This window comes from Gemmiger sp., from assembly GCF_057431175.1.
In genome coordinates, this window is the sequence record NZ_DBMDDV010000010.1 from 1 (window position 1) to 26,989 (window position 26,989).

General features: G+C 60.8%; 23 protein-coding genes. 14 read left to right on the forward strand and 9 right to left on the reverse strand.

Going from position 1 to position 26,989, the window contains the following annotated elements; translation table 11 throughout:
- The 4 genes from ACZO0A_RS05365 to ACZO0A_RS05380 all read left to right on the forward strand — a co-directional run.
- On the forward strand, window positions 1-206 hold a 206-nt coding region (locus ACZO0A_RS05365), incomplete at its 5' end, for a hypothetical protein (RefSeq protein ID WP_486846140.1).
- A gap of 561 nt (window positions 207-767) precedes the next feature.
- Window positions 768-1,355, forward strand: a complete 588-nt coding sequence (locus ACZO0A_RS05370) for a hypothetical protein (RefSeq protein ID WP_302377517.1) — start codon at window positions 768-770, stop codon at window positions 1,353-1,355.
- An 82-nt stretch (window positions 1,356-1,437) separates the two neighbouring features.
- Window positions 1,438-1,824: a hypothetical protein gene (locus ACZO0A_RS05375; RefSeq protein WP_302377519.1), complete on the forward strand. Its 387-nt coding sequence runs from the start codon at window positions 1,438-1,440 to the stop codon at window positions 1,822-1,824.
- Between the two features lie 103 nt (window positions 1,825-1,927).
- A complete protein-coding gene (locus ACZO0A_RS05380) occupies window positions 1,928-2,923 on the forward strand; it encodes a 2-hydroxyacid dehydrogenase (RefSeq protein ID WP_302377521.1) in 996 nt (331 codons plus the stop codon).
- Between the two features lie 346 nt (window positions 2,924-3,269).
- Here the strand turns inward: ACZO0A_RS05380 and uxuA are convergent, their stop codons facing one another.
- On the reverse strand, window positions 3,270-4,367 hold the full coding sequence (uxuA, locus tag ACZO0A_RS05385; protein ID WP_302377523.1) for a mannonate dehydratase: 1,098 nt from the start codon (window positions 4,365-4,367) through the stop codon (window positions 3,270-3,272).
- A gap of 156 nt (window positions 4,368-4,523) precedes the next feature.
- Window positions 4,524-6,140: a mannitol dehydrogenase family protein gene (locus ACZO0A_RS05390; protein WP_291231903.1), complete on the reverse strand. Its 1,617-nt coding sequence runs from the start codon at window positions 6,138-6,140 to the stop codon at window positions 4,524-4,526.
- Window positions 6,141-6,439: 299 nt separating this feature from the next.
- Here ACZO0A_RS05390 and ACZO0A_RS05395 point away from each other — a divergent pair, with 299 nt between their 5' ends.
- Entirely contained in the window at window positions 6,440-7,303 is an 864-nt protein-coding gene (locus ACZO0A_RS05395) for a helix-turn-helix domain-containing protein (RefSeq protein WP_252261455.1), read from the forward strand.
- A gap of 475 nt (window positions 7,304-7,778) precedes the next feature.
- Here the strand turns inward: ACZO0A_RS05395 and ACZO0A_RS05400 are convergent, their stop codons facing one another.
- Window positions 7,779-9,494, reverse strand: coding sequence for an ammonium transporter (locus ACZO0A_RS05400; protein WP_302376205.1), 1,716 nt, complete (start codon window positions 9,492-9,494; stop codon window positions 7,779-7,781).
- A gap of 441 nt (window positions 9,495-9,935) precedes the next feature.
- On the opposite strand from ACZO0A_RS05400, the gene ACZO0A_RS05405 reads away from it, so the two are divergent.
- Together ACZO0A_RS05405 and ACZO0A_RS05410 are read left to right on the forward strand one after the other, a co-directional pair.
- Window positions 9,936-10,346, forward strand: coding sequence for an OadG family transporter subunit (locus ACZO0A_RS05405; RefSeq protein ID WP_215691628.1), 411 nt, complete (start codon window positions 9,936-9,938; stop codon window positions 10,344-10,346).
- Window positions 10,347-10,358: 12 nt separating this feature from the next.
- Window positions 10,359-11,549 carry a sodium ion-translocating decarboxylase subunit beta gene (locus tag ACZO0A_RS05410; protein WP_302376208.1) on the forward strand — a complete coding sequence of 397 codons (1,191 nt, stop codon included), beginning with the start codon at window positions 10,359-10,361 and terminating at the stop codon, window positions 11,547-11,549.
- A gap of 83 nt (window positions 11,550-11,632) precedes the next feature.
- Here ACZO0A_RS05410 and ACZO0A_RS05415 read toward each other — a convergent pair whose 3' ends face one another.
- Together ACZO0A_RS05415 and ACZO0A_RS05420 are read right to left on the reverse strand one after the other, a co-directional pair.
- Window positions 11,633-12,691, reverse strand: a complete 1,059-nt coding sequence (locus ACZO0A_RS05415) for a hypothetical protein (protein WP_302376210.1) — start codon at window positions 12,689-12,691, stop codon at window positions 11,633-11,635.
- A gap of 3 nt (window positions 12,692-12,694) precedes the next feature.
- Window positions 12,695-13,183 (reverse strand): RNA polymerase sigma factor, encoded by a 489-nt coding sequence (locus ACZO0A_RS05420; protein ID WP_302376212.1) that lies wholly within the window; start codon window positions 13,181-13,183, stop codon window positions 12,695-12,697.
- A 127-nt stretch (window positions 13,184-13,310) separates the two neighbouring features.
- On the opposite strand from ACZO0A_RS05420, the gene ACZO0A_RS05425 reads away from it, so the two are divergent.
- The 6 genes from ACZO0A_RS05425 (at window position 13,311) to ACZO0A_RS05450 (ending at window position 20,435) form a co-directional block, all read left to right on the forward strand.
- Entirely contained in the window at window positions 13,311-14,201 is an 891-nt protein-coding gene (locus ACZO0A_RS05425; protein ID WP_302376213.1) for a ribonuclease Z, read from the forward strand.
- Window positions 14,198-14,530 (forward strand): NusG domain II-containing protein, encoded by a 333-nt coding sequence (locus ACZO0A_RS05430; RefSeq protein WP_215691623.1) that lies wholly within the window; start codon window positions 14,198-14,200, stop codon window positions 14,528-14,530. Before ACZO0A_RS05425 ends, ACZO0A_RS05430 begins: the two co-directional genes overlap by 4 nt.
- 40 nt (window positions 14,531-14,570) lie before the next feature.
- Window positions 14,571-15,071, forward strand: coding sequence for a GNAT family N-acetyltransferase (locus tag ACZO0A_RS05435; RefSeq protein WP_215691622.1), 501 nt, complete (start codon window positions 14,571-14,573; stop codon window positions 15,069-15,071).
- 141 nt (window positions 15,072-15,212) lie between these two features.
- On the forward strand, window positions 15,213-16,346 hold the full coding sequence (locus ACZO0A_RS05440; protein ID WP_302376215.1) for an exonuclease SbcCD subunit D: 1,134 nt from the start codon (window positions 15,213-15,215) through the stop codon (window positions 16,344-16,346).
- Complete coding sequence (locus ACZO0A_RS05445) at window positions 16,343-18,838, forward strand: AAA family ATPase (RefSeq protein ID WP_291210661.1); 2,496 nt, start codon at window positions 16,343-16,345, stop codon at window positions 18,836-18,838. The genes ACZO0A_RS05440 and ACZO0A_RS05445 overlap by 4 nt, the downstream gene beginning before the upstream one ends.
- 181 nt (window positions 18,839-19,019) lie before the next feature.
- Window positions 19,020-20,435, forward strand: a complete 1,416-nt coding sequence (locus tag ACZO0A_RS05450; RefSeq protein WP_486846141.1) for an aminotransferase class I/II-fold pyridoxal phosphate-dependent enzyme — start codon at window positions 19,020-19,022, stop codon at window positions 20,433-20,435.
- Here ACZO0A_RS05450 and ACZO0A_RS05455 read toward each other — a convergent pair.
- The 4 genes from ACZO0A_RS05455 to ACZO0A_RS05470 form a co-directional block, all read right to left on the reverse strand.
- Window positions 20,425-21,633 (reverse strand): MalY/PatB family protein, encoded by a 1,209-nt coding sequence (locus ACZO0A_RS05455; RefSeq protein ID WP_302376219.1) that lies wholly within the window; start codon window positions 21,631-21,633, stop codon window positions 20,425-20,427. The genes ACZO0A_RS05450 and ACZO0A_RS05455 overlap by 11 nt on opposite strands.
- A 123-nt stretch (window positions 21,634-21,756) precedes the next feature.
- Complete coding sequence (gene scfB / locus ACZO0A_RS05460) at window positions 21,757-23,217, reverse strand: thioether cross-link-forming SCIFF peptide maturase (RefSeq protein WP_302376221.1); 1,461 nt, start codon at window positions 23,215-23,217, stop codon at window positions 21,757-21,759.
- A 112-nt stretch (window positions 23,218-23,329) separates the two neighbouring features.
- Window positions 23,330-23,476, reverse strand: a complete 147-nt coding sequence (gene scfA, locus ACZO0A_RS05465) for a six-cysteine ranthipeptide SCIFF (protein WP_078784854.1) — start codon at window positions 23,474-23,476, stop codon at window positions 23,330-23,332.
- 81 nt (window positions 23,477-23,557) lie between these two features.
- Window positions 23,558-25,345 (reverse strand): aminopeptidase family protein P, encoded by a 1,788-nt coding sequence (locus ACZO0A_RS05470; protein WP_302376223.1) that lies wholly within the window; start codon window positions 25,343-25,345, stop codon window positions 23,558-23,560.
- A gap of 336 nt (window positions 25,346-25,681) precedes the next feature.
- Between ACZO0A_RS05470 and ACZO0A_RS05475 the strand changes: the two genes are divergently transcribed.
- A complete protein-coding gene (locus ACZO0A_RS05475; RefSeq protein WP_302376224.1) occupies window positions 25,682-26,905 on the forward strand; it encodes a CobW family GTP-binding protein in 1,224 nt (407 codons plus the stop codon).
- Window positions 26,906-26,989: the final 84 nt, after the last annotated feature.

The window sequence follows — 26,989 nt, forward strand, 5'->3', positions numbered from 1 at the left end:
TTTTGGATGGGAATGGTGCACCACAAAACAGCCTTACGGTAAACGTAAGGCTGTTTTTTAATGATTGCCGCGTTTTAGCCGCTGACTTAGACAAAAGTCAGCGGTTGATTTTGTATTTTGAGAGAAATTCAAGAACTTTCAGTGTGATGGAAACAGTGGCATATATGCAGCTGCCAATAAAAGTAAGCAGCAAAATTATTTCCTGAGAACTCAAGCGTTCACCTCCCTCATAATTTGGAGGCGACAATTAAAAGTAAATTATATCAGAAGAGGAGAGGATTGTCAAAATAAGCTCTCCAATTCCTTAATGGTGGTTTGTTGGTACAATACCAATGAACCGCTTTTTTTATGCAAAAATTCCGGATGCCCCAAAAGGGTAAGCGATCACTTACCCAAGGCGGTAGGATGATAGGAAAGACAGTTAGTGCCATTGCCTGGCAAGTGATAATTTAACCAAATACTATTTCAAAAATTTGGACGATTTGACAATGATTTTTTACGCTCTTCAAATGATGAGGCAGAAGTGGTATGATTATCATAATCAAGGAAACCGCGGCCGGGAGATCAATCTATTGTAAGGACGTAAAGGGGATGCGTTATGGGCAAACTGGGGAAGATACCCCGCAACATACTGATCGTCTGCGGTGCGCTTTTTATCCTTCTGGGATGCGGCCGTCCAGATGGATTTTATGGATGTCATGATTATGTATGCGCGGCTGTTCGACGAAGCGGACTTCTGGCTGCGGAATTAACAAGGAGGCTATCATATGGGATTCTTTTTCAAAAAGGCAAACAAAACCAACCGCTGCCTGCTCTGCGGCAGTGAGGTGGCCGCGGGTAAATGCACGGCTTGCGGACGTGAGGCCAAACCGCTGGTGCCGCTTTCCGCTCTGAACTGGCAAAAGGTACCCCTCAGTGTAGGCGAAGCCCTCGGCGAGCAGAAAAAGAAGCTGTTTGGCAATGCGCTGCTTACCGTAAAAGAAATGATTGCAAACGGCGAACTTTATATCGCGGATATTCACATCGATGGTGTGTACGAGCACGAATATGACAGCACCCCCGATGAAGAGGATTGCCGCACCGAGTATGACTATTACATCCAGTTCTCTACCCCGGACCTTGCCCTCTGTGACACAGATTGCGAGGTCTCGGAGGGCGACTACGACCGAGCCGAAGCGTTGCTGAAAAGCGGCCGGCATGACGCTAAGATCCTGTGGGGCCGCAAGAAGAAGGCCAACTATTACTATGCATTTGTGCCGAGAAACAGCGATGCGGCGGCCATGCTGACAAAAGGCCTGTTCGAAAAATTCATCGGCTTTGGCGAATGCACCGAAAAGCGCAAGCTGCCCTACTAAAAGGGGAGCAAATCTGTTTGAAACAATATGTCCAGAAAGCTCTGTGAGCTTACAACATAGAAATCAAAAAGAAGGTCACTATATGGGACTTGGTGAAATGATGGGCGTGAAGAACGTCAAGCTGGAGCTGAAAGGGAATTATGCTACACTGGCAGACCTGTTAGAGGCGATGAAGGACATTCAATTTGAAGCTGGAGTTCCGGAACTCACGAAGCATGGCATCGGTGCGGTAATTGTATTCCCGCCGGTTGACCGTAACAACCAGGTGTGGATCACGGGTGCAAAGGGAAAATTCACCATCATGCGCAGTGCAGAGGTAGCTGGCCTTGGCAACATGGCGAAGAATGCCGTTCTTGATACCTTGACCGACGGCTGGAGCAGTATGAGCGGTGCTTTCGGCAACAAGAAAAAGCGCTGCATGGAACTGGTGGACATTACTGCCAAAGAAATCAAAGAAGCAGGAATTTGAGCCTGTATATAGAGGTGTTGTTTCAACAACAGAAATCCCCCGGTCTATCCGGTATACTATGCCTGTAAACGGCAGATACTGGATATGACTGGGGGATTTTTTAATGAAAATTATTTTTTATGGCACGCGGGAATACGACCACTACTATTTTGATGTGCTGGCAGCGGATCCGGAATATGGCTGCGAAATCAGGTTCCTGACGGCCAATCTGGACGCTGACACCGCGCCGCTGGCGCAGGGCGGTGACGCGGTGTGTGCATTTGTCAATGCGGACTGCTCGGCACCGGTGCTGGAAAAGCTGGCCCAGGTGGGCATCCGCTGCCTGCTGCTACGCTGCGCCGGGTACAATCATGTGGACCTGGCGGCGGCTAAAAAGTACGGTATAACGGTGCTTCGTGTGCCGGGGTACAGCCCGGAGGCCGTGGCCGAGCACGCCATGGCGCTGGCTCAGGCGGCCAACCGGCGGCTGTGCAAGGCGTATATCAAGGTGCGCAACAACAATTTTGCGCTGGACGGCCTGCTGGGGTACAACCTTTACGGCTCGTCGGCGGGCATCGTCGGCACCGGGCGCATCGGCGCGGCCATGGCCCGTATCTGCCACGGATTTGGGATGACGGTGCTGGCCTACGATCAGTACAAGAACCCGGCGCTGGACGGTATTGTGCGCTATGTGGAGCTGGACGAGCTGCTGCGCACAGCCGACCTCATCAGCCTGCACTGCCCGCTGACAGCGGAAACCTACCACATGATCAACGCAGATACAATCAAAATGATGCGTGGCAGTGCAATTTTGGTCAACACGAGCCGGGGCGGACTGATCGACACCGACGCGCTCATCGACGCGCTGCGTCTCCGCAAGTTTGCGGGTGTCGGGCTGGACGTCTATGAGGACGAGGACGAACAGGTGTTTGAGGATTTTTCCGACGATGTATTGCAGAACGAGGTCGTACCGGTTTTGCTGAGCTTCCCGAATGTGGTGGTGACGAGCCATCAGGCGTTTTTTACCCGGACCGCGTTACAGAGCATTGCCATTACGACGATGGAGAATGCGCGGGCGTTTGCGCGAGGGGAAAAGCTGGTGAATGAGGTGAAGGGGTAAGCAGGGCAGAAGGGCGGTAAAGGCAAAGCTGCGGGAATCCCTCCGGCCTCGCAGGCTCGGCCACCTCCCTTTGACAAGGGAGGTGCGGGCGGCATATATGCCGCCCCTACTACATAATCCCTTTTGAGGGAGATTGTAGGGCGGCCTGCCCTCAGGCCGCCGCAGAGGGGCAAGACACATTTCCTACAAAGCAAAGCGAAAAGGGGCGGCAAGGCAAAGCTGCGGGCCGGGCATGCCCGGCCCCTACCGTGGAGGCCCGCGGCGGAGTTGATTCACCAAAACAAAAAAGCCACTGCTTGCGCAGCGGCTTTTCTGTTTTTATACAGCAACTAAAGGATGGCAGGAATCAGCGGTTCTTCTCTTCGTCCAGGCGATCCAGCAGGTCCCAGACGCCGAGCATATACTGGACACCCAGCGCACGGTCATACTTGCCGTAGCCGGGGCGGCAGTTGCCGGGGCCTTCCTCCCACAGCTGGCGGCCGTGGTCGGGGCGGATGCAGCCGTCAAAGCCGCAGTCGTGGTAGGCGCGCAGGATCTCGATGATGCCGGTCTCGCCGCAGCAGTCACGGTGGGCAGCCTCAGAGAAGTCACCGTTCTCGAAGTGGTGGATGTTGCGCACATGGGCGAAGGGGATGCGGTCGCAGTGCTTGCGCACGATGGCGGCCACATTGTTGTTGGGGTTGGCGTTCATGCTGCCGGAGCAGAGCGTCAGGCAGTTGTACGGGTCATCGACCATCGTCAGGAAGCGGTCGATGCTCTCGGCGTCAACCAGCAGGCGGGGCAGGCCGAAGATATCCCATGGGGGATCGTCCTGATGGATGGCCATCTTGATGTCGCACTCGCGGCAGGTGGGCATGATCGCCTCGAGGAAGTACTTCAGGTTATCCCACAGCTTCTCCTTGGTGACGGGGGCGTAGGCCTTGAACAGCTCGTCCAGCTTGGCCATGCGCTCCGGCTCCCAGCCGGGGAAGGTCATGTTGTACTTCTCGGTAAATTCGAGAATGTAGTTTGCCATGCCCTTGTAGTCGTCCTTGATCAGGTCCTTCTGATAGAACAGGGCGGTGGAGCCGTCGCCGACGGGGTGGAACAGGTCGGTGCGCGTCCAGTCGAAGATGGGCATGAAGTTGTAGCAGATGGTCTTGACGCCGAACTTGGACAGGTTGCGGATGCACTGCTTGTAGTTCTCGATATACTGATCGCGGGTGGGCAGGCCGATCTTGATGTCGTCGTGGACGTTGACGGACTCGACGACGGTGGCGCTGAAGCCGGCCGCGTGGATCTGGTCTACGACCTCCTTGATCTCGGACTCCTCCCAGATCTCGCCGGGCATTTTGCTGTGCAGGGCCCAGACGATCTCCTCAACACCGGGGATCTGCTTAATGTCGCCGAGGGTGATGGGGTCATTGCCCTCACCATACCAGCGCCAACCCATTTTCATAGACATATGGTGCTCCTTTATGTGTTAGTTGGTTTGATGCAAACATGGGTTACTTGTAGGGGCGGCATATATGCCGCCCGGCAGCTTGGCGGTTGCCGCAACGTTCTGCGGGACGCATATATGCGTCCCCTACAAAGCACCCCGAAGGTTCAGTGTTTGGATTTAGCCGTTCACAGCCTCGTGCAGGGTCTTGCGGACGGCACCGACACCGGCGATCTCGGCCTTGAAGTAGGCCTTGATCTTGTCAGCCAGCACGGTCTTGGTCAGGTCGCTGCCGAAGATGGAAGCGTTAGACAGGATGCCGTCCAGCTGATCGGTGACGGTCTCGGGCTTGCCGAACTCGATGCCGGCAAGCTTGGCCTGCAGGTCGTCCTTCAGCGGATCGGCGGAGACCTCAAAGGCGTTGCCGTTGTCGTCGATGGCCAGCAGGTAGCGCAGCCAACCGGCGATAGCCAGAGGAATGGAAACCAGCGTGTTCAGGTCGCGGCCCTCGGCGATGTAGCTCTTGATGGTCTCGCCGAAGCGGATGCCGACCTTCTGAGAAGTATCGGTGGCGATGCGCTGCGGCATATCGGGCATGAAGGGGTTGGGCAGGCGCTGCTCGATGACCTCGTCGATGAAGGCCTTCGGGTTAAGGATCTTCGGGTCAACGACGACGGGCAGGCCCTCGACGTAGCCCAGGCGCTTGATGAGGGCGACGATGTCCTCGTCCTTCATCTCGGCGCAGATCAGGTCATAGCCCAGCATGCAGCCGTAGACGCTCATAGCGGTGTGCAGCGGGTTCAGGCAGGTGGTGACCTTCATGCGCTCGGTCTTGTTGACGGTCTCGCGGTCGGTCAGGTAGACGCCGGCCTTCTCCAGTGCGGGGCGGCCGTTGGGGAACTTGTCCTCAACAACGAGGTACTGCGGGCGCTCGGCGTTGACGAACGCGGCGATGAAGGTGTTCTTGGAGGTGACGATGGGAGCCATGCCCTCGATGCCGTCCTTCTCCAGGGACTCCTCGACCATCTTGTGGGGACGCGGAGTGATCTTGTCGATCATGGACCAGGGGAAGGTGATCTTGCTCTCATCGGACAGGTAGTCGATGAAGTCCTGGCCGACATAGCCTTTTTCAAGCCAAGCCTTGGCAACGGTCATGACGCTGGCCTGCAGCTTCTCGCCGTTGTGAGAGCAGTTGTCCATGCTGACGACGGCCAGCGGGGCGGCGCCGTTCTGGAAACGCTCCAGCAGCAGGGCGGCGACCATGCTCATGGCGTGGCGTGCGTGGGCAGGGCCCTCGTCGATGTCGGCCTGGACGACCGGCATCAGGCTGCCGTCGGGACGATAGAGGGCGTAGCCCTTCTCGGTGATGGTGAAGGAAATCATCTGCAGGCCGGGATCGGTGAAGATCTGCTTGAAGCGGGCCATCATCTCGGCGTCGGCAGAGTTGGCGCGCAGGCCCTCGGCCACAGAGCCAATGATCTCGCGGCTGGTGGTGCCGTCCGGGTTCAGGGTGACGTTCATCGTCAGGTTGTCATACGGGGTGTAGATCTTGTCGATGATGTCGTAGTCGAAGGTGTCGGCTGCGATGATGCCGCGGTCGGCGGCACCCTCGTTCAGCAGACGCTGCTGCAGGGCGGCGATAAAGCCGCGGAAGATGTTGCCGGCACCGAAGTGGACCCAGATGGGGTGCTCCTTGGTGGCAGCGGTCATGGCGGCGTGGTCAAATGCGGGCAGCTTGACGCCCAGCTTTTCCCACTCGGCCTTCTGGTTTACGATGGAAGACGCATTCATCTGCATAATGATTTGCTCCTTTGTTGCTTGTGGGGGTGGGCAGCGCAGAACTGCCCGCGATATCAACAGTATACCACGCAATTTTTTGCAAGAAAATAACCGTAGTTGCTTGAAAAATTGTAAAAATTGCGGTAAACTAAACCTAGCATCGAAAAAGGCTTCTCCCATGGGGGAGAAGCTGCCGCAGCAGGCGGCTGATGAGGGGAGAACTTGCCGCAAAAGCCCTTTTACGGGGCGGCAGCGGCACAGCCGCCCCTCATCCCAGCCACCTTCCCCCGATAGGAAGGCTTTTGAGGAGTTCCCCTATGTCAAACTACAACCCCTACACCAAACGTCAGACGATGATCGCGCCCGACTATGAGGTCTACCGCTACCGGTCTACCTACATGAACGAGGTCGAGCTGCACCACCATGACTTCTATGAGGTCTACCTGCTGCTGCGCGGCCGGGTGGAATATATCGTGGAGAACCAGCTTTACCGCGTGCGCCCCGGCGACTGGATGCTGTGCAGCCCGCTGGAGCTGCACCAGGCCCGCATTGCCACCGATGCCGACGCCTATGAGCGCATCGTGCTGTGGATCGCGCGGCCGTTTTTGGAGAACCTGTCCACCCCGCACACCAGCCTGACCCGCTGCTTTGACACCTCGATCCCCAGCCACACGAACCTGCTGCGGCTGCCCGGAGCCACCGGCGCACCGCTGCGCACCACGGTGGACAAGCTGTGCGCCTTAAAGGCAAGCAAGGACTACGGCAGTGACCTCTTGGCCCAGAGTGCGCTGGTGGAGCTGATGGTGGGCCTGAACCGTGCCGCTGCCGAGCGCGGCGACGCCCGCCCCACCGGCACCAGTGACCAGGTCGTGGACGCGGTGCTGCACTACATCAACGAGCATTACAGCGAGGCCCTAACGCTGGATCAGCTGTCGGAAAAGTTTTTCATCAGCAAATACCACCTGCTGCGCAAGTTTGATGCCCAGGTGGGTACGACGGTACACCGCTATATTTTGCAAAAACGCCTGCTGAATGCCAAGCAGCTGCTGGCCGGCGGCGTGCCGCCGAATGAGGTCTGCCAGTACTGCGGCTTTGGCGATTACGCGAACTTCTACCGCGCGTTCCGGGCCGAGTACAACCAGACACCGCGGCAGTATATCCAGAGTGCCAGGGGGAAGTGATCGGCTGAAGGGGTAACGGCAGTCCCCCGGGAAACCTTACTTTCTTTTGTGACCAAAAGAAAGTAACAAAGAAAAGTCTCGCTGTTGCGACGCAGCGAACCCGCGCCTTAAGGGCTACTCGCCCTTAAGAATCCCAAAACGGAAGTCGGAAGCTTCGGCGGCTAAACGGACGCAGTATTACTGTCCGTTCTTAACGCCGCCGAATCTTCCTCCACTTTAAATTCGGGGCGCTTGCTTGCCCCTGCGGGGCAAGCAAGCGCCCCGAACCCCCGCAGCGATAATTTGTAGGGGCCGCATATATGCGGCCCGCCAACCTGCCGCCACATCTCGTTTCCCCATCGCCGCCCTGTAGGGGCCGGGCATGCCCGGCCCGCAACCTGACGCCATCTCCCACAAAACCAACCGCCCCCTCCGAATCCCACTTCGGAGGGGGCGGTTCACTAACCTTTATATATACACTAAATGGTGTTGCGAATTACTCTACGTCCTGCAGGGCGGCGTAATCCTGCTCGCCAGTGCGGACCTTGACGACCTTTGCCACGTTGTAGACAAAGATCTTGCCGTCGCCGATGTGGCCGGTGTACAGAGCCTTGGTGGCGGTGTCGATGATCTTGTCCACCGGGATCTTGCTCACAACGACCTCGACCTTGACCTTCGGCAGCAGGGTGGCGTCCACCTCGGCGCCGCGGTACTTCTCGCCGCTGCCCTTCTGCAGGCCGCAGCCCATGACCTGAGTCACCGTCATGCCGGTCACGCCGATGTCGTTCAGCGCCTTCTTCAGCGTCTCAAACTTGGCAAGCTGCACGATGATGGAAACCTTGTGCATACCGGAATCCAGCCCGGCGGGCAGCGGGGCTTCCTGCGTGACCTTGACGGCCGCCGCGATCTTCTCGGGGCTGGCCTTGGTGATGTCGTCCTCGCCCAGGTCGGTGTTCTCGTTCACGTCCAGCTCGGCGTAGGTCGGGTCGCTGATCGCAAAGCCTGCGTAGGCGCTGGTCAGGCCGTGCTCATGGATGTCGAGGCCGTCCAGCTCCTCCTTCTCGGAGACGCGCAGCCCGATCGTCTTTTTGATGATCGAGAAGATGATGAACATCGTGATCAGCACCCAGGCCGCCACGCTGACAACACCCAGCAACTGGATGCCCAGCTTGGCAAAGCCGCCGCCGTAGAACAGGCCGCCCTCGGTGGCAAACAGGCCGACAGCCAGCGTGCCCCAGCAGCCGTTGACGCAGTGGACGGAGACCGCACCGACCGGGTCATCGATCTTGGCAATCTTGTCGAAGAACTCGACCGAGAAGATGCAGAGCACACCGGCCACGATGCCGATGACGGCTGCGCCGAACGGATCGACCACATCGCACCCGGCGGTGATGGCGACCAGACCGGCCAGCGCACCGTTGAAGGTCAGGGATACATCGGGCTTGCCGTACCGCACCCACGAGACGATCAGCGCCGCAACAGTGGCCAGCGCGGCGGCAAGGTTGGTGTTGAAGCAGATAAGACCTGCGGAAATCATCGTGTCATCGCCGGTCATGCTGACGGTGGAGCCGCCGTTGAAGCCGAACCAGCAGAACCACAGGATGAAAACGCCCAGCGCCATGGCGGTCAGATTGTGGCCGGGGATGGCGCGCGGCGTGCCCGCCTTGTTGTACTTGCCAATGCGGGGGCCGAGCATCCAGGCGCCGAGGCAGGCCGTGACGCCGCCGACAAAGTGGACCGCCGTGGAGCCTGCGAAGTCATGGAAGCCGAGCTGCGCCAGCCAGCCGCCGCCCCAGATCCAGTGGCCGGAGATGGGGTAGACGATCAGGCTGATGGCGGCGGAGTAGCAGCAGTAGGCGCTGAACTTCGTGCGCTCGGCCATCGAGCCGGAAACGATGGTGGCGGCGGTCGCGCAGAACACCGTCTGGAACACCGCGTAGACCCAGACCGGCAGCGTGCCGAAATCGTAGCTGCTGTGGATGAATGGGTCAAACCCGCCGATGAGCGCGCCGGAACCGGCGAACATGATGCCGAAACCGACGATCCAGTAACAGGGTGTACCGATGCAAAAATCCATCATGTTTTTCATCAGGATATTGCCGGTGTTTTTAGCGCGGGTCAGGCCGGCTTCGCATAGTGCAAAGCCCGCCTGCATAAAGAACACCAGGAACGCCGCAACAAGTGTCCAGGTAACGTCTGCTGAGTTGTACATAACTTTGGAACCCCTCTCTCTTGCTTTCGCACAGAATACTTGCAAAAGAAACAGAAAAAGCGCCGGGCAGAAATACTCTGCCCGGCGCCTTTGCCGTTCTTTCGTTGCGCTTATGCTATCACAGAGTTGCGCATTGGTCAAGAGGGAAAAGACATATTTTGTTCATATTTGTAAAAAGTGCTGTGCAATCAGCCCAAAATCCACTTGCAAAATTGTGCATCCTGTAGGGGCCGGGCATACCCGGCCCTCTGCTGAAAGGTAAACGCCTGCTTGCGGGAAAGCTGAGGGCCGCATATGTGAGGCCCCTACATGCACCATCTGTACATTTCCCTAAATTTATTCATTTTTTTGTAAAAAAATCTACCAAAAAAATTCTCTTTGTGCTATAATATCATCAAATAGCCTTTTTCCGGCCGTTTACCAATTAAAGGAGGATCATCCATGCCCAACCTAGCTCTGCTTGCCCTGGAAGCCAGCGACGGCACCGTTGTTCTGACCAGCATTACGCTGGTTTTCGCGATGCTGGTGGCCCTGTGCCTTATCATCACGCTGGAAGGCAAGATCTTCGACAACATCAACAATAAGAAGAACGGCAAGCCTGCGCCGAAGGCCCCTGCGGCCCCCGCTGCCAAGGCTGCCCCTGCCGCCAAGCCCGCTGCCCCTGCAGCCAAGGCTGACAACGGCTCCATCCCTGGCGAGATCATCGCCGCCATCTCCGCTGCCGTGGCCTCTGTGTGCGGCGGCAATGCCGTCATCCGCGGCATCAAACGCGTTTCCAAGCCTGCTGCCGGCTCCCGCCGCGGCGCATGGGGTGACGCAGGCGTGCGCGAGCATACCGCGCCCTTTATGTAAGGAGGTATGGAAATGGGTGCTATTTTTACCAACATTGCTGAAATTTTCGCCAAGTCCGGCTGGGCGCAGATCTTCTTCACCGAGGGCGGCTGGAAGTACGCCGTCATGCTGGCGGTGGCCTGCGTGCTGCTGTATCTGGCCATCGTCAAGCAGTTTGAGCCGCTGCTGCTGCTGCCCATCGGCTTCGGTATGCTGATGACCAACCTGCCCCTCGACGGCATCTTCCATATGGATATCTTCATCAACGAGACGAATCATATCAACTGGGAGCTGCTCGGTTCCTCCGGCGGTATGGTTGACTATATCTACTTAGGCGTCAAGCTGGGCATTTACCCGCCGTTGATCTTCCTCGGCATCGGCACCATGACCGATTTCGAGCCGCTGATCGCCCGCCCGTCCAGCCTGCTGCTGGGCGCGGCTGCACAGCTGGGTATCTTCTTCACCTTTGTCGGCGCTAAGATTCTGGGCTTCACCAATCAGGAAGCCGGTGCTATCGGCATCATCGGCGGCGCGGACGGCCCCACCGCCATCTATGTCACCACCAAGCTGGCCCCGCACCTGCTCGGCTCCATTGCGGTCGCTGCGTACTGCTATATGGCGCTGGTGCCGGTTATCCAGCCGCCTATCATGAAGGTCCTGACCACTGAAAAAGAGCGTCAGATCGTCATGACTGCCCCCCGCCGCGTCTCCAAGACCGAGAAGATCCTGTTCCCCATCATCGTTACCATCATCGTTGCCCTGACCCTGCCTGACGCCGCCATTCTGGTCGGCTGCCTGATGATGGGCAACCTGATGAAGGAGTCCGGCGTTGTCGAGCGTATCACCAAGACCGCCGGCAATGAGCTGATGAACATCATCACGATCTTCCTCGGCTTCTCGGTCGGCTGCACCACCAACGCCGCCACCTTCCTGAACATCCAGACCGTTGAGATCATCGTTCTGGGCATCATCGCCTTCGGCGTCGGCACCGCAGGCGGTGTTATCCTGGGCAAGGTCATGTGCGTTGTCACCCACGGCAAGATCAACCCGCTCATCGGCTCCGCCGGTGTTTCCGCCGTTCCCATGGCCGCCCGTGTTTCCCAGAAGGTCGGCCAGGAGTACAACCCCCGCAACTACCTGCTCATGCACGCCATGGGCCCCAACGTTGCCGGTGTTATCGGCTCCGCCGTTGCCGCTGGTATCCTGATCAATATGTTCGGCTGATTCGGATAATTCTGCAAAAAACAAGCACCTGCATGGTTCGCGCCATGCGGGTGCTTTTTTGGCTTCCCCCTCGGGGGGAAGGCTTACCGGTTCACATCAAACCGCTCTCCGTCGATCTCGACATACGCCACCGCTTCCGGGTCGATGATGTCGTAGCTGTCCACACGCAGGGCTATCTTCCCGGAATTTTTGGTGATGCGGCCATACTGCCCCATATAAAATTCTCCGTCCCAGCCGTAGGTCAGTTCCGTGCCGTCAGCGCGGAACAGCTTCACGCGGGACTGAACATCGTACCGCGAGGTCCCGCCCAGCGGCAGACTGCCGTGATTCTTGCCGATGACGCTGACCGCCAGCGGCTCAATACGAACCTCTTGAATGTCAAACGTTGCGTCGGGATATTGCTCGGCTTCTTCCTCGGTCATATCATAATGGAACCAGTGCCCTCCCTTCAGCGCGATGGTTTTCTTTACGTTTAGCGTCACTGCTTCAGCCATGTCTGGCAGCATGACCTTAACATGTGCAGAGGCCTTGTGATTTGTCAAATCGCAGATATACAGCGTTCGCGTGTCGGTGGCCGTCTGGGTCAACGGAATATCCACATAGCAGGAGAGAACGTCGCCTTCGCTGACTGCGTTGCGCGTTGCCCACGAACCAATGGCGTACCCATAACATGGCCCTACCTGTGCGTTGCTTGCAATATAGAGCCGCTTGTCGCCGCTGTTGTCCGCTGCACGCAGGTAAAACGCGCCGGTGTCCCACACCAAATCGTTTGGCTCCATCCCTTGGGCGTTGTCCACATCGTACAGCACTCGCAGCGTGTTTTCGCCGCGCAGCAGTGCCTTTACACTGACCGTGCGGCCGTTGATCTCGGCGGTCAGCGGTTCGTCCAGCACCACGCCGTACTTCTGCACCAGTGCGTTCGTCTCGTTGGCGGCGCTCATGGGGTGGAAAAGCCCCAGCACCACCGCGCCCGCGGCCACTAAGCAGAGCGCTGCCGCCGCAGCGACCAGCCGCCAGCCGCGCAAAGCATGCAGCCTTGGGCGGCGCGCCAGTACTTTTTGGCGCAGTGCAGCGGTTTCCTCCGCCGTCAGGGCGTCCGCCAGCGGCGGGTGGTCGTTCATCCAGCGTTCCAGTTCGGTCATAGGTCAGCCCTCCTTCAATAGCTTTTGCAGCGCCAGCCGCGCGCGGTGCAGCCGGGTGCGCACCGTGGCGGCGGGCATGTTGAAATGTACGCCCAGCTGGGCCGCAGTCTCGCCATACACGTACCTGCGAAGAAAAAGCTCCCCGTCGGGCGGCGGCAGCGCCATGATCTGCGCCATCAGCTCGCGGGTTTCCAGCTCGCTTTCCAGCGCAACGGCCAGCTCGGCGTCATCGCGGTCGTCCAGCGGCAGCGTCTCGCCCCGGCGCAGCAGGGCGCGGTAACGGTCAATGGCGCATTGCCGCGCCGTCAAAACGACCAGCCGCCGCCGGTGGACCTCGTCGGCGGGCAGCCTGGCTCCGCGCCAGAGCTTGTAAAATGTGTCGGCCTCGGCCTCCTCGGCGTCCTGCGGGTGGCCGGGCAAAATGGCCCGGCAGACCGCCCGCACGGCACCGCCGTACTCCCGCAGGAGTGTGTCCAACTCGCGTTCCGTCATCCGCGCCGCCCCCTTTCATCAAGATTATACGACAAAATCGGGCGGGGTGTTTCAAAAATTTGCGAAACACTGAAATCTATGCTATAATACGTTTAATAATGGGATAATGTTGGAAAGAGGTGCATCTATGCTGAAAGTTACCCTGCTGGGCACCGGCGGCACGCAGCCATTGCCGGAACGGGCGCTGGCCGCGGCGGCAGTGTCGGTGGGCGGGCATAACATTTTGCTCGACTGCGGCGAGGGCACGCAGGTCGGCCTGCGGCGGTACGGCGTCAGTGCGTATCGGCTTTCGGCGGTGCTGCTCACCCACTACCACGGCGACCACATTCTGGGGCTGCCCGGGCTTTTGCAAACGCTGGGCAGTCTGAACCGTACCGAGCCGCTGACCATCTACGGCCCCCGGGGCATCGAGGCTGTGAGCCGAGCCATCATGGCGCTGGCCGGGCCGCAGGCCTACCCGGTGCGCTGGCAGAAGGCCGACGCGCCGTTCACCGTGAATGAGCTGCAAATCACGCCGTTCCCGCTGACCCACCGCGTGCCCTGCTGTGGTTACGCGCTGGCGCTGCCCCGCGCGGGCAAGTTTGACCCCGCCCGCGCCAGGGCGGCGGGCATCCCGATCGAATACTGGGGCACCCTGCAAAAGGGTGAGACCGTCGGCGGCTTCACGCCCGAACAGGTGTTGGGCGCACCCCGGCGCGGGCTGAAAGTAGTCTACGCCACCGACAGCCGCCCCTGCCCGGCCATTGTGGATGCAGCCCGGGATGCCGACCTGCTCTGCATGGACGCGACCTACGCCGACGATGCCGACCTCGACAAGGCGAAGCTTTACGGTCACGCTACCTGCCGCGAGACCGGCGAGACCGCTGCTGCCGCCCAGGTGCGCAGGCTGTGGCTGACCCATTACAGCGCCGCTGTCAGCGACACCGCCCCCGGCCTGGCCGCCGCCCGGGCCGCCTGCCCCGCCGCCGTGGCCGGGTACGACGGCCTGGCGGAAGAACTGGAATTTGACAAAACATGACAAAGTGGAAAAAGAATCTGATTTTCGCGGCGGTCGTTCTGGCCGCTGCGGCAGTGCTGTGGCTTGCCACCCGCCCGGGCGGCAGCGGCAAAACGGCCGTGCTGCGCTATGGAGACCCGCAGGTCGAACAGCGCATAGATTTACGAAAGAACGCCGATTATGACATTGACACCGGCCTGTACACCATTCACCTGCACGTGGAAAACGGCGGAATCGCCTTTGTGAACAGCCCCTGCCCCGACCACACTTGCGAGGGCTTCGGCGTTTTGAAAAACCAGGGCGATTGGGCCGCGTGTATGCCGGCAAAGGCAAGTTTGACGATAGAATAAGATAAAAGTTTGACGATAGAATAAGATAAAAGGAGTTGCCATGAACCCAACATTCAAGCAAGTGACCAAGACCCGCTATGTGGAGCTGGTGGCCGAACTGGCGCAGGAGATTTTCGTCCAGCACTATACCAAGCTGACGCCGAAGGTCGCCGCCGCACTGGCCGATAAATACCAGAGCGACATCCTGACCGATGACGAGATCCACAGCGGTGTCATCAACTATTTTCTGATCTACCTCGGCACCGAGCCGGTGGGCTATTTTGCGCTGGACCTGGGGCCCGCGGGCGCAATGTGTTTAAGCCGCCTGTTCTTGAAGGAAAAGGCGCGCGGCCAGGGCATTGGCCGCAGCATCGTGGCTTATGCCCAAAAGCTGGCCGAGGGCGACGGCCGCAGCCGCCTGTATATGAAAGTCTGGGCCCGAGACCTGAAGGCCGAGGGCTTTGCAAAAAAGTGCCGCTTCCGCAAGGCCGAGACCGCCCCCATGGAGGTTTTGCCCGGCACCACGCTGGATATCACCACCTGGGAAAAGCTGTGGCGGTAAAGCGCCGGGGCGTCGGAGACGCCGCCCCCCTGCAAACGGCAGGCTGCCGGGTAGGGGCCGGGCACGCCCGGCCCCGAACATTCCGGCAAGCACCCAATATCCGCAAAGCCGCACGGCAAATGCAAAATTTGGAGATATATCATGAAATTCCTACACTTGGCTGACCTGCACCTTGGCAAGCGGGTCAACGGGTTTGATATGCTGGAGGATCAGCGGTTCATTTTGGACCAGATTCTGACCCTCTGCGATAAACACGGCGCCGAGGCTGTGGTCCTGGCGGGCGATATCTACGACACGCCGGTGCCGCCCGCCGCCGCCTGCACGCTGCTGGACTGGTTCTTGACCCAGCTCGCCACCCGCAAAATTCCGGTGCTGGCGGTCTCTGGCAACCACGACAGCGCCGAACGCCTTGACTTCGCCAGCGGCCTGCTGGCCGAACAGGGCGTCTACATCGCCGGGCGTTTCACCGGTGCGCCGCGCCAGGTCGTGCTGCACGACCGCCACGGTGCCATTGAATTTACATTGCTGCCCTTTGTGCGGGCCGCCACGGTGCGCCACTACCTGCCCGATGCCGATATCACCGACTACGACTCTGCCGTCGGCGCAGCGCTGGCCGTCTGCGAGCCTGCTGCCCCGCGCCGGGTGCTGGTGGCGCACCAGATGGTCGTCTCCGACGTGTGCCCGCCGCAGCTCTCCGGCAGCGAGACCGCGCCCCTGACCGTCGGCACGGTGGATTCCATCGATGCAGCGCGGTTTGCGGGCTTCTGCTATGCGGCGCTCGGCCACATCCACCGCGCCCAGCGCGTCGGCATCGATGCCGTGCGGTACGCGGGCTCGCCGCTGTGCTACCACCTGGACGAGTGCGGGGCCCAGAAATCCGTCACCCTCGTGCGCATCGGCAAGCGCGGCGTGGAAAAGATCGAGCCGCTGCCCCTGACGCCGCGCCGCGCCATGCGCCACCTGACCGGCCCGCTGGCAAAGCTCGTTGAGCACCCCACCGACACCGAGGATTACATCTGGGCGACCCTGACCGACCCGACGCCGCTGCCGGACGCCATGGCCCAGCTGCGCGCCGCCTACCCCAACGCAATGCGGCTGGACTACCAGCCCCAGGGCGCGGCCGCGCTGCCCGCCGATATGACCAAGGCCGTGCGCGGCAAGCCCTTTGCCGAGCTGTTCCAGGACTTTTTCACAAAGATGAACGGTCGCCCGCTGACGACCGAGGAAGTGCTGGCTGTGAAAAAACTGCGCGAGGAGGCGTCAAAAATCGAATGAAACCCCAGAAGTTGATCTTGACCGCCTTCGGCCCCTACGCGGGCCGCACCGAGCTGGATTTCTCGGTGTTCGGCGGCAACGGACTGTTTCTGATCGGCGGCGACACCGGCGCGGGCAAGACCGCCCTATTCGACGCCATTACGTTTGCCCTGTACGGCGAAACATCGGGAGAGAACAGAAAAACAACGATGCTGCGCAGTGATTTCGCTGCGCCCGATGCAGAGACCTCTGTGGAGCTTACCTTCACCCACCGGGGCCGTACTTACACGGTGCGTCGCTGGCCCGACCAGCAGCGCACGGCCAAGCGCGGCAGCGGCATGGTCAAGGTGCCCGCCAAGGCCGAGCTCATCCGCGAGCCGGACGAGCCGGTCAGCGGCGCATCCGCTGTGACCGACGCCGTCGTCAAGCTGCTGGGCATCGACGCCAAACAGTTTGCCCAGGTGTCGATGCTGGCACAGAACGACTTTACCAGGCTGCTCAACGCGCCGTCCGCCGAGCGTGCGGCCATCCTGCGCCGCATTTTTGATACGGCGGATTATCAGCGTGTGGGCCAGGCCGCCGTGGACCATGCCCGCAAGGCGGACGAGGAATGCAAGCGGCTGGACGATGTACTTTTGATGCACATGGGCACACTGCTGGGCGATGGCGCCGACGAAGAGACCGCCGAGGATCTGCGGGAAATGCAGGCCGAGCGGGATCCCTTCACCGCCGGTGCGGCCGCCGAACTGGGGAAAATTTTGCTGGAAGCCGACGATGCCAACGAAAAACGCCAGACCAACGTCATGAAGGACCTGGACGAGAAGATCGCCCGGGGCGACGCCGGGCTGAAAATCGCCGAGGAACGCGCCGCCCGCCGCCGCCAGCTGGCGGGGCTGGTGGCCGAAGAACAACGCGCCGCCGATGTGGAGCACCAGACTGACCTGGTCATGACCGACTTGGAGAAGCGCACGGCAAGTTTAAAAGAAAACATCGCCAAAAACGAGGCCGACCGCGCGGCCTTGAGCCAGGCCGAGGCTGACCTGCTCAAGACCGACCACCGCATTGAGCTGGCGGAAGGACTTTCCGCCGACTGTAAGCGGCTGCTGCAAAACGAGGCCGACGCCGAGAAAGCCCAGCATGACGCCGCTGCCCGCCAGGCGGAGTACGTGGCCGCCCAGGCTGCGCTGGATGCCGCTGAGGAAGAATACAGCACGATGCAGCGTCAAGTAAACGCCAACCGCGCGGGTCTGCTGGCCAAGGACTTGAAAAACGGCAAGCCCTGCCCGGTCTGCGGCTCGACCCGGCACCCCAAAATCGCGGCGCTGCCGAAGGATCATATCACCGAAAAACAGCTGGAGGAGCGCGAGAAAGAACTGACGGCCCAGCGCCGCAGCACTGCCGCCGCCAGCCGCACGGCCGGTGACGCCGCGGCCCACGCCAACGAACTGCAGACCGCTTTGCAGCGGGATGTAGATGGATTTTTCGCTCGCCGCGGAGACCGCTACACCGGCAAGCCCGCCGCCGAACTGACCGCCGACGAGCTGCGCGACGCCCTGACGGCCCAGCAAAAGAGTTTGGCCGATGGACTGCGCGGCCTGCAGGCCGACCACCTGAAGCTGAAGCAAAAGACCGACCGCGCCAAAAATCTGGCGAAGCAGGCGGAAATTTTGAACCGCCAGCTGGCCGATCTGGAAAAACAGAGCTTTGCGGCCAACCGCCGCGCCGCCAACGCCAAGGCGGGCCACGCCGCCGCCACCGCCCGGGTGCAGCAGATGCGCGAGACGATGCCCAAGCGGGACAACCCCGATGCGCTGACCCAGCTGCAGGATGCGCTGGCCCGGCTGCGCCGCGACCGCGCCGCCGCCATGGAGGCCCGGGATGCCGCCGTACACCGCCTGCACACGAACCGCGCCGCCATCGACGCGCTGCAAAAGGCGATGAGGGAGAGCGCCGTCGCCCGCGAAAAGCGTGCCATGTGGGATAACCTGTCCAAAACCATCAACGGAAACTTGGCCGGTAAAATCAAACTGCCCTTTGAACAGTACGTCCAGGCGTTCTATTTTGACGGCGTGGTCGAGGCCGCAAACCTGCGTTTTACCCGCATGACCGACGGTCAGTACCGTCTGCTGCGCCGCAAGAGCGAGGCCGTGGGCGGCAAGACCGCGCTGGATCTGGACGTGTTCGACGCCTACACCGGCAAGACCCGCCCGGTGGGGAGCCTGTCCGGCGGTGAGAGCTTTATGGCCGCGCTGAGCCTGGCATTGGGTATCAGCGACACGATCCAGCAGAACGCAGGCGGCGTTGTCATCGAGACGCTGTTCATCGACGAGGGCTTCGGCTCGCTGGACTCTGACAGCTTGGAAAAGGCCGTGGATACGTTGGCCGGTTTGGCCGGGGGCGATAAGCTCATCGGCGTCATCTCCCACGTCGAAGCCCTGCAAGACCGCCTGACCCGCCAGATCCATGTGACCAAGACCCGGGCGGGCAGCAAGGCGGAAATTGAGATTTCGTAACCCCAAAGGCTTCTCCCCTTGGGGGAGAAGCTGCCGCCCGCAGGCGGCTGATGAGGGGAGAGTCTGCCGCTGCCAGCCGCAAAAGGGCGGGCACGGCACAGTCATCCCTCATCCGCCCTCGGGCGGGGCCTCGGGCACCTTCCCCCACTTGGGGGAAGGCTTTTCTGTTGGAAGGTAACCTATGACTGTAAAATCAACGCTCCAACAACAATTACAAGCTCTCTCCGTTGCCCGCTATCCGCTGCATATGCCGGGGCATAAGCGGCGGGTGCGGCCTGCGCCGGGGTTGGACTGCTATGCCTGGGATCTGACCGAGATCGACGGCGCGGACGACCTGCACGACGCTGACGGCATTCTGGCTGACGCCATGGCCCGCACGGCGGCGCTGTACGGCGCGCGGCGGTGCTGGTATCTGGTGGGCGGCTCCACTGTCGGCCTGCTGGCGGGCATTCGCGCGCTGGCACCCTTTGGCAGCACGGTCATCGCGGCCCGCAACTGCCACAAGGCCGTCTACCACGCCATCGAGCTGGGCCATCTGACGGTCCATTATCTGACGCCGCCGGCAGACCCGCAGTTCGGCGTCTACGGCAGCGTGCGCCCCGCCGATGTGGCCGCCGCGCTGGACGCGGAGCCGGGCGCAAAATGCGTCATCCTGACCAGCCCGACCTACGAGGGCGTGCTCTCGGATGTGCGATCCATCGCGGAAATTTGCCACGCCCGCGGCGTAACGCTGCTGGTGGACGAGGCCCACGGTGCACACTATCTGCCCTTTGCTGCGCAGTACGGCTGGCAGGGCGGCGCGGTGGCGGCGGGGGCTGACCTGGTCGTGCAGAGCGCCCACAAGACGCTGCCCAGCCTGACCCAGACCGCGTTTTTGCAGCTGAACGGCGATTTGGCCGACCCCGCCGAGGTGGAGCGCCAGCTGGACGTGTTCGAGACAAGTTCGCCCAGCTACCCGCTGATGGCGAGTTTAGACGGCTGCACGCGGTGGCTGGCCGAGGAGGGCAGCGCGGCCTTTGCGGCCTGGCGTGCCCGGCTGGACCGCTTTGACGCCGCTGTAAAAGACCTGCAAAAAACAAAAGTCATGTGCTTCGGCAGGGACGCGTTGGACGCGCATCCATGCTTTTTTGCACATGACAGCGGTAAAATTTTATTGCAGATCGGCACAGAGGGCGCGGCATACCTGCGGGCTGACGGCTTTGAGCCGGAGATGGTCTGCGGCCCCAATGTACTGGCCATGACCAGCCCCTGCGACGAGGAAAACGCCCTGGATCGGCTGGCCGCTGTGCTGCACGCCTGGGAGGAACAGGCCGTGCCGCCTGCCCCGGCGGCACACATTTTGCCGCCCCCGGGCGCGGCGCGGTGCACGATCGCCGAAGCGCTGCTGCGCCCGGCCCATACCGTGCCGCTGGCCGATGCCGCAGGCGAGACGGCAGCGGAGTATATCTGGGCCTACCCGCCCGGTGTGCCCTTGCTGGCCCCCGGCGAGGAAGTGACGCCGGAATTTTTGGCGGCCTGCCGTGAATTGGAGGCGGCAGGGACGCGGCTGAAGCATATCGGCGGCAGCGGGAAAATGGAGCTGCGTGTTATGCGTTAAACACGTACTTATCCAACCGTTCAAACGCCTCAACCACCAGCGATTTCGGCAGGGCCAGATTCACACGGATAGCGCAGGGGCCGTGGAACATACGGCCGTCCTGCCAGGCCACACCGACGTCCCAGCCGGCCTGTTCCACCTCGTCGATGGTCTTGCCGTGGGCGGCGCACCAGTCGGTGCAGTCCAAAAACAGCAGGTATGTCCCTTCGGGCTTGGCCACGCGCACACCCGGGAAATGCTCGGCAATGTACCGGCAGGCGTAGTCTACGTTCTCGGTCAGCACGGCGCACAGCTCGTCCACCCAGGCGCGGCCCTCGGGGGTGTAGGCTCCCAGCAGTGCGTGCATGGACAGGACATTCATCTCGTTATAATGTGTTTTTTCGCTGCGGGCGGCCACACGGTCCCGCAGCGTTTTGTTGTATATGATGTGGTAGCTTCCGATCAGCCCGGCCAGGTTGAAGGTCTTGCTGGGGGCGTACAGCGCGATCGTGCGCTGGCGGGCATCCTCGCTGACGGACTGGGTGGGGATGTGCTTGTGGCCGCCCAGGATGATATCGGACCAGATCTCGTCGGAGATGACGGTCACGCCGTTTTCGCGGTAGACGTCCATGGCTTTTTCAATTTCCCACCGCTCCCACACGCGGCCGCAGGGGTTGTGGGGCGAGCAGAAAATCGCCGCATGGATGTGGTTTTCTTTGCATTTGCGGTCCATGTCGGCGTAGTCCATTCGCCAGGTGCCGTTCTCGTCCTGCACCAGCGGGCTGTGTACGATGCGGTAGCCGTTATCCTCCAGCGTGTGAGTGAAGCCGATGTAGGTGGGGCTGTGCAGCAGCACCGCGTCGCCGGGGGCGGCCAGGCACCCCAGCGCCGACGCCACGCCGCCCAGCACACCGTTTTCGTAACCGATGGCGTCCTTGGTCAGCCCCTCGACGCCGTTGCGGTCGCGCTGCCAGCCGATGATGGCGTCATAGTAGGCGTCCGGCGTCAGGAAATAGCCGTACAGCGGGTGGGACGCGCGCGCAATGATAGCGGCGGGGATGGTGGGTACGGTGGCAAAGTTCATGTCGGCCACCCACATGGGGATAGCAGAAAAGCCGTTTTTGGGTGCGGGCGGCGCAAAGCCGGGTTTGCCCAGGCCCTCCACAGCGAGTGCATCTTTGCCGTGGCGGTCGTAAATGGTGGTAAAATCGTAGGGCATGGTATTTTCCTCATAATGCCAGTAGGGGCGGGGTTCTACTCCGCCCGTGTCCGTTCGCGGCTGCGGACGGTTCCCCGGGCGGAGCAGAGCCCCGCCCCTACGCTGTACTATTGAATTTTTACGTTATTTCTCACACGCCCCGTCGTTGCCCTCGCCGCATCCGTCGCAGTCACTCTCGAACTTGACGGCGTTCCTCGCCAGCTCGGGGTCCAGACGCTGGGCGACCTGCATCATCAGGGCGCACTCCATCCGCTTGCGGAACACCTTGCAGCCGTACTCGTAGGTGCCGTGGATGTCGCCGGTGGCGTGCAGGGCGTTGGCCGCGCAGCCGCCCGCGCAGTACAGGCGTGCCCAGCAGTCCTTGCAGTCGGGGCGGGCGTAGACGTTGCACAGCTTGAACTCGTCGCGCAGGGCGGTGTTGGTCACGCCGTCCCAGACGTTGCCCAGCTTGTAGTTCGGGTCGCCGACGAACTGGTGGCAGGGGTACAGGTCGCCCCAGGGGGTCACGGCCATGTACTCGGTGCCGGAACCGCAGCCCGAAATGCGCTTGTAAATGCAGGGCCCGTGCTTCAGGTCCAGAATATAATGGTAGAACGTGATGGGCTTGCCCGCTTTCTGGCGGCGCAGCATATCGTTGGCCAGCAGCTCGTACTGGTCAAACAGCTTGGGCAGATCCTCTTCGGTCAGGGCCTCGGGGGAATCCGGCGGGGCCACGACCGGCTCCATGGACAGCTCCGTAAAGCCGAGATCGTCAGCCATGTGGAACAGGTCTTTCGTGAAATCCACGTTGTGATGCGTAAAGGTGCCGCGCATATAGTAGCCCTGGCCGCCGCGTGCCTTGACCAGCTTCTGGAACTTGGGCACGATGCGGTCATAGCTGCCGTTGCCCGCCAGGTCCACGCGGAAACGGTCGTTGACTTCCTTGCGGCCGTCCAGCGACAAAACAACGTTGTGACATTCTTTATTGCACCAGTCGATGACTTCATCGGTGATACCGATGCCGTTGGTGGTCATCGTGAAGCGGAAGTTCTTGTTGTGCTCCTTTTCGATGCTGCGGGCGTAGGCGACCAGCTGTTTGCAGACCTCGAAGTTCATCAGCGGTTCGCCGCCGAAGAAGTCAACCTCGAGGTTGCGGCGGGTGCCGGAATGCTCGACGAGGAAGTCCAGCGCACGCTTGCCGGTCTCAAAGCTCATCAGGCCGGCCTCGCCGTGGAACTTGCCCTGCGCGGCAAAGCAGTAGCTGCAATTCAGGTTGCAGGTGTGCGCAACGTGCAGGCAGAGCGCCTTGACGACGTTGGAGCGGTTTTTGAAGTCAAAGGCGTGGTCGGCGTAGGCGTCGGGCGCAAACAGCTGGCCCGCGGCGGTCAGCTCGTCGATATCGTCCAGCACGTCGTTGATGTCACTCTCGGTCACGTCGGCGCGGCCTGCGTATTTTTTGGCAAGGGCGGCGGCGGCCTGCTCCCGGCTGCTGCCCTGGTCGATCAGGGCGATGGCGTCATAGGCTACATCGTCCACCGCGTGTACGCTGCCGCTGTACACATCCAGCACGATATTGTAGCCGCTGAGTTTGTATTGATGGATCATGGTGTTCTCCGTTTTTGTAGTTGTAGGGGCGGCGTCCCCGACGCCCCGCCGCATTATATCATAGAAAATGCCGGGCTGCCATGCGGCACCCCGGCATCAAAGCCAGCAAAAATTACTTGTCGGTCTTCTCGCAAGGCTGGTTGGCAATGCCGCAGCTGGTCTTGCAGGCGCTCTGGCAGGAGGTCTGGCACTCGCCACAGCCACCGTTCAGCAGGCTCTTAGCCATGTCGCGGGTCTCGAGAGTCTGGATGTGCTTCATAAAACAGTCACCCCTTTATACATTTTAGAATTATTACTATAATACACGTAAGCGGGCGGTTTGTCAAGCGCAACCCGAAAATCAACGGCCGATCGGTGCGCACTTCTCCTTCAGCCAGACCTTCTCGTCCTCGTGCAGGCGGGGGCTCAGCATCTCGTAGACGTGGGCGTGGTAGTCGTTCAGCCAGTTGATCTGGTCGCGGCTCAGCTCGTCCACAAGCACAGGCTCGGTGGCGATGGGCACCAGTGTCAGCGGCGCAAAGCCCAGCCAGTGGCCGTACTGGTTGTCGCCCAGGTCCACGCACTCCAGCTCGTTCTCAATGCGGATGCCGACCTCGTCGGTCTCGTAGATGCCCGGCTCGTCGGTGATGGTCATGCCGGGTTTGAAGATGATGGGATTGTTCGGGCGCAGACTCTGGGGGCCTTCGTGTACGCCGGAGATAAAGCCGACGCCGTGGCCGGTGCCGCAGCGGTAGTTGACTTTGTGCGCCCAGACCGGGCCGCGGGCAAAGGTGTCCAGCGCAAAGCCGGTGCAGTAGTCCAGGAATACCGCGCGGGCCATGTCGATGTGGCTCTGCAGCACCCAGGTGTAGTAGCGGCGCTCGTTGTCGGTCAGCGGGCCGACGGGGTAGGTGCGGGTGATGTCGGTGGTGCCGCAGTCATACTGGCCGCCGTTATCGACGAGCAGGAAACCGCGCGGCTCGATGACGCTGTTCACGTCGCCCTCGGCGTGGTAGTGCATCATGGCGGCGTTGGTACCGTAGGCCGCAATGGTGGAGAAGCTGTCCTCAAAGTAGCCGGGCATCTCGGCACGGCGCTTTTGCAGCATCGTGTCAATGTCGATCTCGGTCAGGGTCTTGCCCTCGGCCAGGGCTTTTTCCAGATCCATCTGGAACCGCACGACCGCAATGCCGTCGCGGATGTGGCACTCGCGGATGTTCTTCAGCTCGACCTCGTTCTTGATGCCCTTCAGGGCAAAGATCGGGTCGGCACCGGCCACGGTCTTGTGGGCGGTCAAGGCCTCGTACAGGGCGTAGTTGGTGGCCTTCTCGTCCACCAGGAACACTTCCTCGGCGGGCAGGGCGTGGACGGCGTCGATGAGTTCATTGTAGCCGCGCAGCGCTACGCCGCTCTCGGCCAGCGTGGCGGCGTCGGCGTCAGACAGGCGGCCCGGCGCAATAAACAGCGTGCAGGCGTCCATCGTGACCAGCGCGTAGGCGACGGCCAGCGGGGTGCAGGGCAGGTCGCGGGCACGCAGGTTCAGCAGCCAGCCCACACAGTCCAGGCCGGTGACAGCCAGAGCGGTGGCCCCGGCCTTTTGCAGCTCGGCGCGGACCATGGCGATGCGGTCCGCGGCGGTGGCCCCGGTCTGGGCGGGGGTCAGCAGCTCGCAGGGGGTGTCGGGCAGGGCCGGGCGCTCGCCGGTGGCGTCCCAGATCGGGCTTGCCACGTCCTGGCTCTTGAGGGAGGCACCCTTCTTGGCCAAGGCGTCGATGTACTCTTTGGCAATCGTGGCGGGTACGCAGCTGCCGTCCAGCAGCAGGGTGTCACCCGCGCCAAAGTGGTTCTCGAGGTATTCCGCCACGGTGGGCACCCCGGCGGAACCGGCGTGCATACATTCAATCTCACTGCCTGCCAGCTGCATGTCGGCCTGGACGTAGAAGCGGCCATCACACCACAGGGCGCTGCCGCTCAGGGTCACAACAAGGGTCGAGTTCTCGCCGATAAAGCCGGAAAACCACGGCAGTGCATTGTAGTAGCCGGGCAGATACTCGCTGCAATGGGGATCGCTGGTCATGATGAGCACGCCGTTTGCGCCCGCGGCCTTGGCAGCAGCACGCAGCGCGGCGATTTTTTCATTGGTAGTCAAAATGGATCGCTCCTTTTTGTATATAAATGTGGGTTAGGTATATCATACCACTTTTTGGGGAAATAATAAATAGGAATTTTTATAGAGTTGTAGGGGCCGGGCATGCCCGGCCCTCAGCCTTCCCATAAGCGCGCAGTTTCCGGTGTGCCGCGGGCCGGACTGTCCGGCCCCTACAGGGAGGCAGTAATCCAATAAATTTTGCAAAAAGTTCAAAAATTACGGCGCAAAAAGGCGCAAAACCCCTTGACGCGTTTGTTATAATAGTATTAGCAGTTAGTGTAATAGATTGCCAACTATCTGAACATTTGAACACATCTTGAATAGAGGTACCCAACTATGGCAGAAAACAAAACCAAAATCGACATTTTCTCCGGCTTCCTCGGTGCCGGCAAGACTACCCTTATCAAAAAGCTCATCAAAGAGGCGTTCGCAGGCGAGAAGATCGTCCTGATCGAGAACGAGTTCGGCGAGATCGGCATCGACGGCGGCTTCATGCGTGAGGCCGGCATCCAGGTCAACGAGCTGAACTCCGGCTGCATCTGCTGCAGCCTGGTCGGCGACTTCCGCGAGGCGCTGAAAAAGGTCGTCGAGACCTACCACCCCGACCGCATCCTCATCGAGCCGTCGGGTGTTGGTAAATTGTCCGACGTTACCCGCGCTGTGGAGGGCGTGGCCGAGAGCCTGCCGGTCATCCTGAACAGCTTTGTCACCGTCGCCGACGTGAACAAGGTCAAAATGTATATGAAAAACTTTGGCGAGTTCTACGACGACCAGGTCAGCCATGCGTCCTGCATCATCCTGAGCCGCACCGGCAACGCCAGCGAGGAGAAGATCGCTGCCGCCGTCGCCCTGCTGGCCGAGAAGAACCCCACCGCCACCATCGTGACCACCGACTGGACCGCCTTGACCGGCGCACAGATCGTCTCCGTCATGGACGGCAAGCGCGACCTGGTCGCCGAGCTGCTGACCGAGGCTCGCGCTGCCAACGTGGCCCACGCGGACGAGGACGAACACGAGCATCATCACCACCATCACCATGATGAGGATGACCACGACGAGCACGAATGCTGCCACCATCACCATCATGACGATGATGACGACGATGATGAGCATGACCACGAGTGCTGCCATCACGACCATGATGAGGATGAGCATGACCACGAGTGCTGCCATCACCACCATGACGACGATGAGGACGAGCATGAGCACGAGCATCATCATGAGCACCACTACGACGAGCACGGTGTCTGCTCCTGCGGGCATCATCACCACCACCATGACCACGACGCCGACGAGGTGTTCACGAGCTGGGGCAAGGAGACGGCCCACAAGTACAGCCGTGAGGACCTGGACAAGGCCCTGCACGCCCTGGACGAGGGCGCTTACGGCATGATCCTGCGCGCCAAGGGCATCGTGGACGGCGGCGACACCTGGTACGAGTTCGACATGGTCCCCGGCGAGCATGAGATCCGCACCTGCGGCCCCGACGTCACTGGCAAGCTCTGCGTCATCGGCTCCGAGCTGAAAGAGCACGAGATCGCGGAGTTGTTCCACGTTTGATGTTGCAGGGGGAGGGATTCATCCCTCCCGCAGGCCCGGCGGATAATGCCCCTTTGCCTTATACCACCGGGTAGGGGCGGCATA

Bases quoted from the DNA above. Each gene is read 5' to 3' on its own strand.
- ACZO0A_RS05370 (WP_302377517.1), top strand. From the start codon at position 768: ATGGGATTCTTTTTCAAAAAGGCAAACAAAACCAACCGCTGCCTGCTC.
- ACZO0A_RS05375 (WP_302377519.1), top strand. From the start codon at position 1,438: ATGGGACTTGGTGAAATGATGGGCGTGAAGAACGTCAAGCTGGAGCTG.
- ACZO0A_RS05380 (WP_302377521.1), top strand. From the start codon at position 1,928: ATGAAAATTATTTTTTATGGCACGCGGGAATACGACCACTACTATTTT.
- uxuA (WP_302377523.1), bottom strand. From the start codon at position 4,367: ATGTCTATGAAAATGGGTTGGCGCTGGTATGGTGAGGGCAATGACCCC.
- ACZO0A_RS05390 (WP_291231903.1), bottom strand. From the start codon at position 6,140: ATGCAGATGAATGCGTCTTCCATCGTAAACCAGAAGGCCGAGTGGGAA.
- ACZO0A_RS05395 (WP_252261455.1), top strand. From the start codon at position 6,440: ATGTCAAACTACAACCCCTACACCAAACGTCAGACGATGATCGCGCCC.
- ACZO0A_RS05400 (WP_302376205.1), bottom strand. From the start codon at position 9,494: ATGTACAACTCAGCAGACGTTACCTGGACACTTGTTGCGGCGTTCCTG.
- ACZO0A_RS05405 (WP_215691628.1), top strand. From the start codon at position 9,936: ATGCCCAACCTAGCTCTGCTTGCCCTGGAAGCCAGCGACGGCACCGTT.
- ACZO0A_RS05410 (WP_302376208.1), top strand. From the start codon at position 10,359: ATGGGTGCTATTTTTACCAACATTGCTGAAATTTTCGCCAAGTCCGGC.
- ACZO0A_RS05415 (WP_302376210.1), bottom strand. From the start codon at position 12,691: ATGACCGAACTGGAACGCTGGATGAACGACCACCCGCCGCTGGCGGAC.
- ACZO0A_RS05420 (WP_302376212.1), bottom strand. From the start codon at position 13,183: ATGACGGAACGCGAGTTGGACACACTCCTGCGGGAGTACGGCGGTGCC.
- ACZO0A_RS05425 (WP_302376213.1), top strand. From the start codon at position 13,311: ATGCTGAAAGTTACCCTGCTGGGCACCGGCGGCACGCAGCCATTGCCG.
- ACZO0A_RS05430 (WP_215691623.1), top strand. From the start codon at position 14,198: ATGACAAAGTGGAAAAAGAATCTGATTTTCGCGGCGGTCGTTCTGGCC.
- ACZO0A_RS05435 (WP_215691622.1), top strand. From the start codon at position 14,571: ATGAACCCAACATTCAAGCAAGTGACCAAGACCCGCTATGTGGAGCTG.
- ACZO0A_RS05440 (WP_302376215.1), top strand. From the start codon at position 15,213: ATGAAATTCCTACACTTGGCTGACCTGCACCTTGGCAAGCGGGTCAAC.
- ACZO0A_RS05445 (WP_291210661.1), top strand. From the start codon at position 16,343: ATGAAACCCCAGAAGTTGATCTTGACCGCCTTCGGCCCCTACGCGGGC.
- ACZO0A_RS05450 (WP_486846141.1), top strand. From the start codon at position 19,020: ATGACTGTAAAATCAACGCTCCAACAACAATTACAAGCTCTCTCCGTT.
- ACZO0A_RS05455 (WP_302376219.1), bottom strand. From the start codon at position 21,633: ATGCCCTACGATTTTACCACCATTTACGACCGCCACGGCAAAGATGCA.
- scfB (WP_302376221.1), bottom strand. From the start codon at position 23,217: ATGATCCATCAATACAAACTCAGCGGCTACAATATCGTGCTGGATGTG.
- scfA (WP_078784854.1), bottom strand. From the start codon at position 23,476: ATGAAGCACATCCAGACTCTCGAGACCCGCGACATGGCTAAGAGCCTG.
- ACZO0A_RS05475 (WP_302376224.1), top strand. From the start codon at position 25,682: ATGGCAGAAAACAAAACCAAAATCGACATTTTCTCCGGCTTCCTCGGT.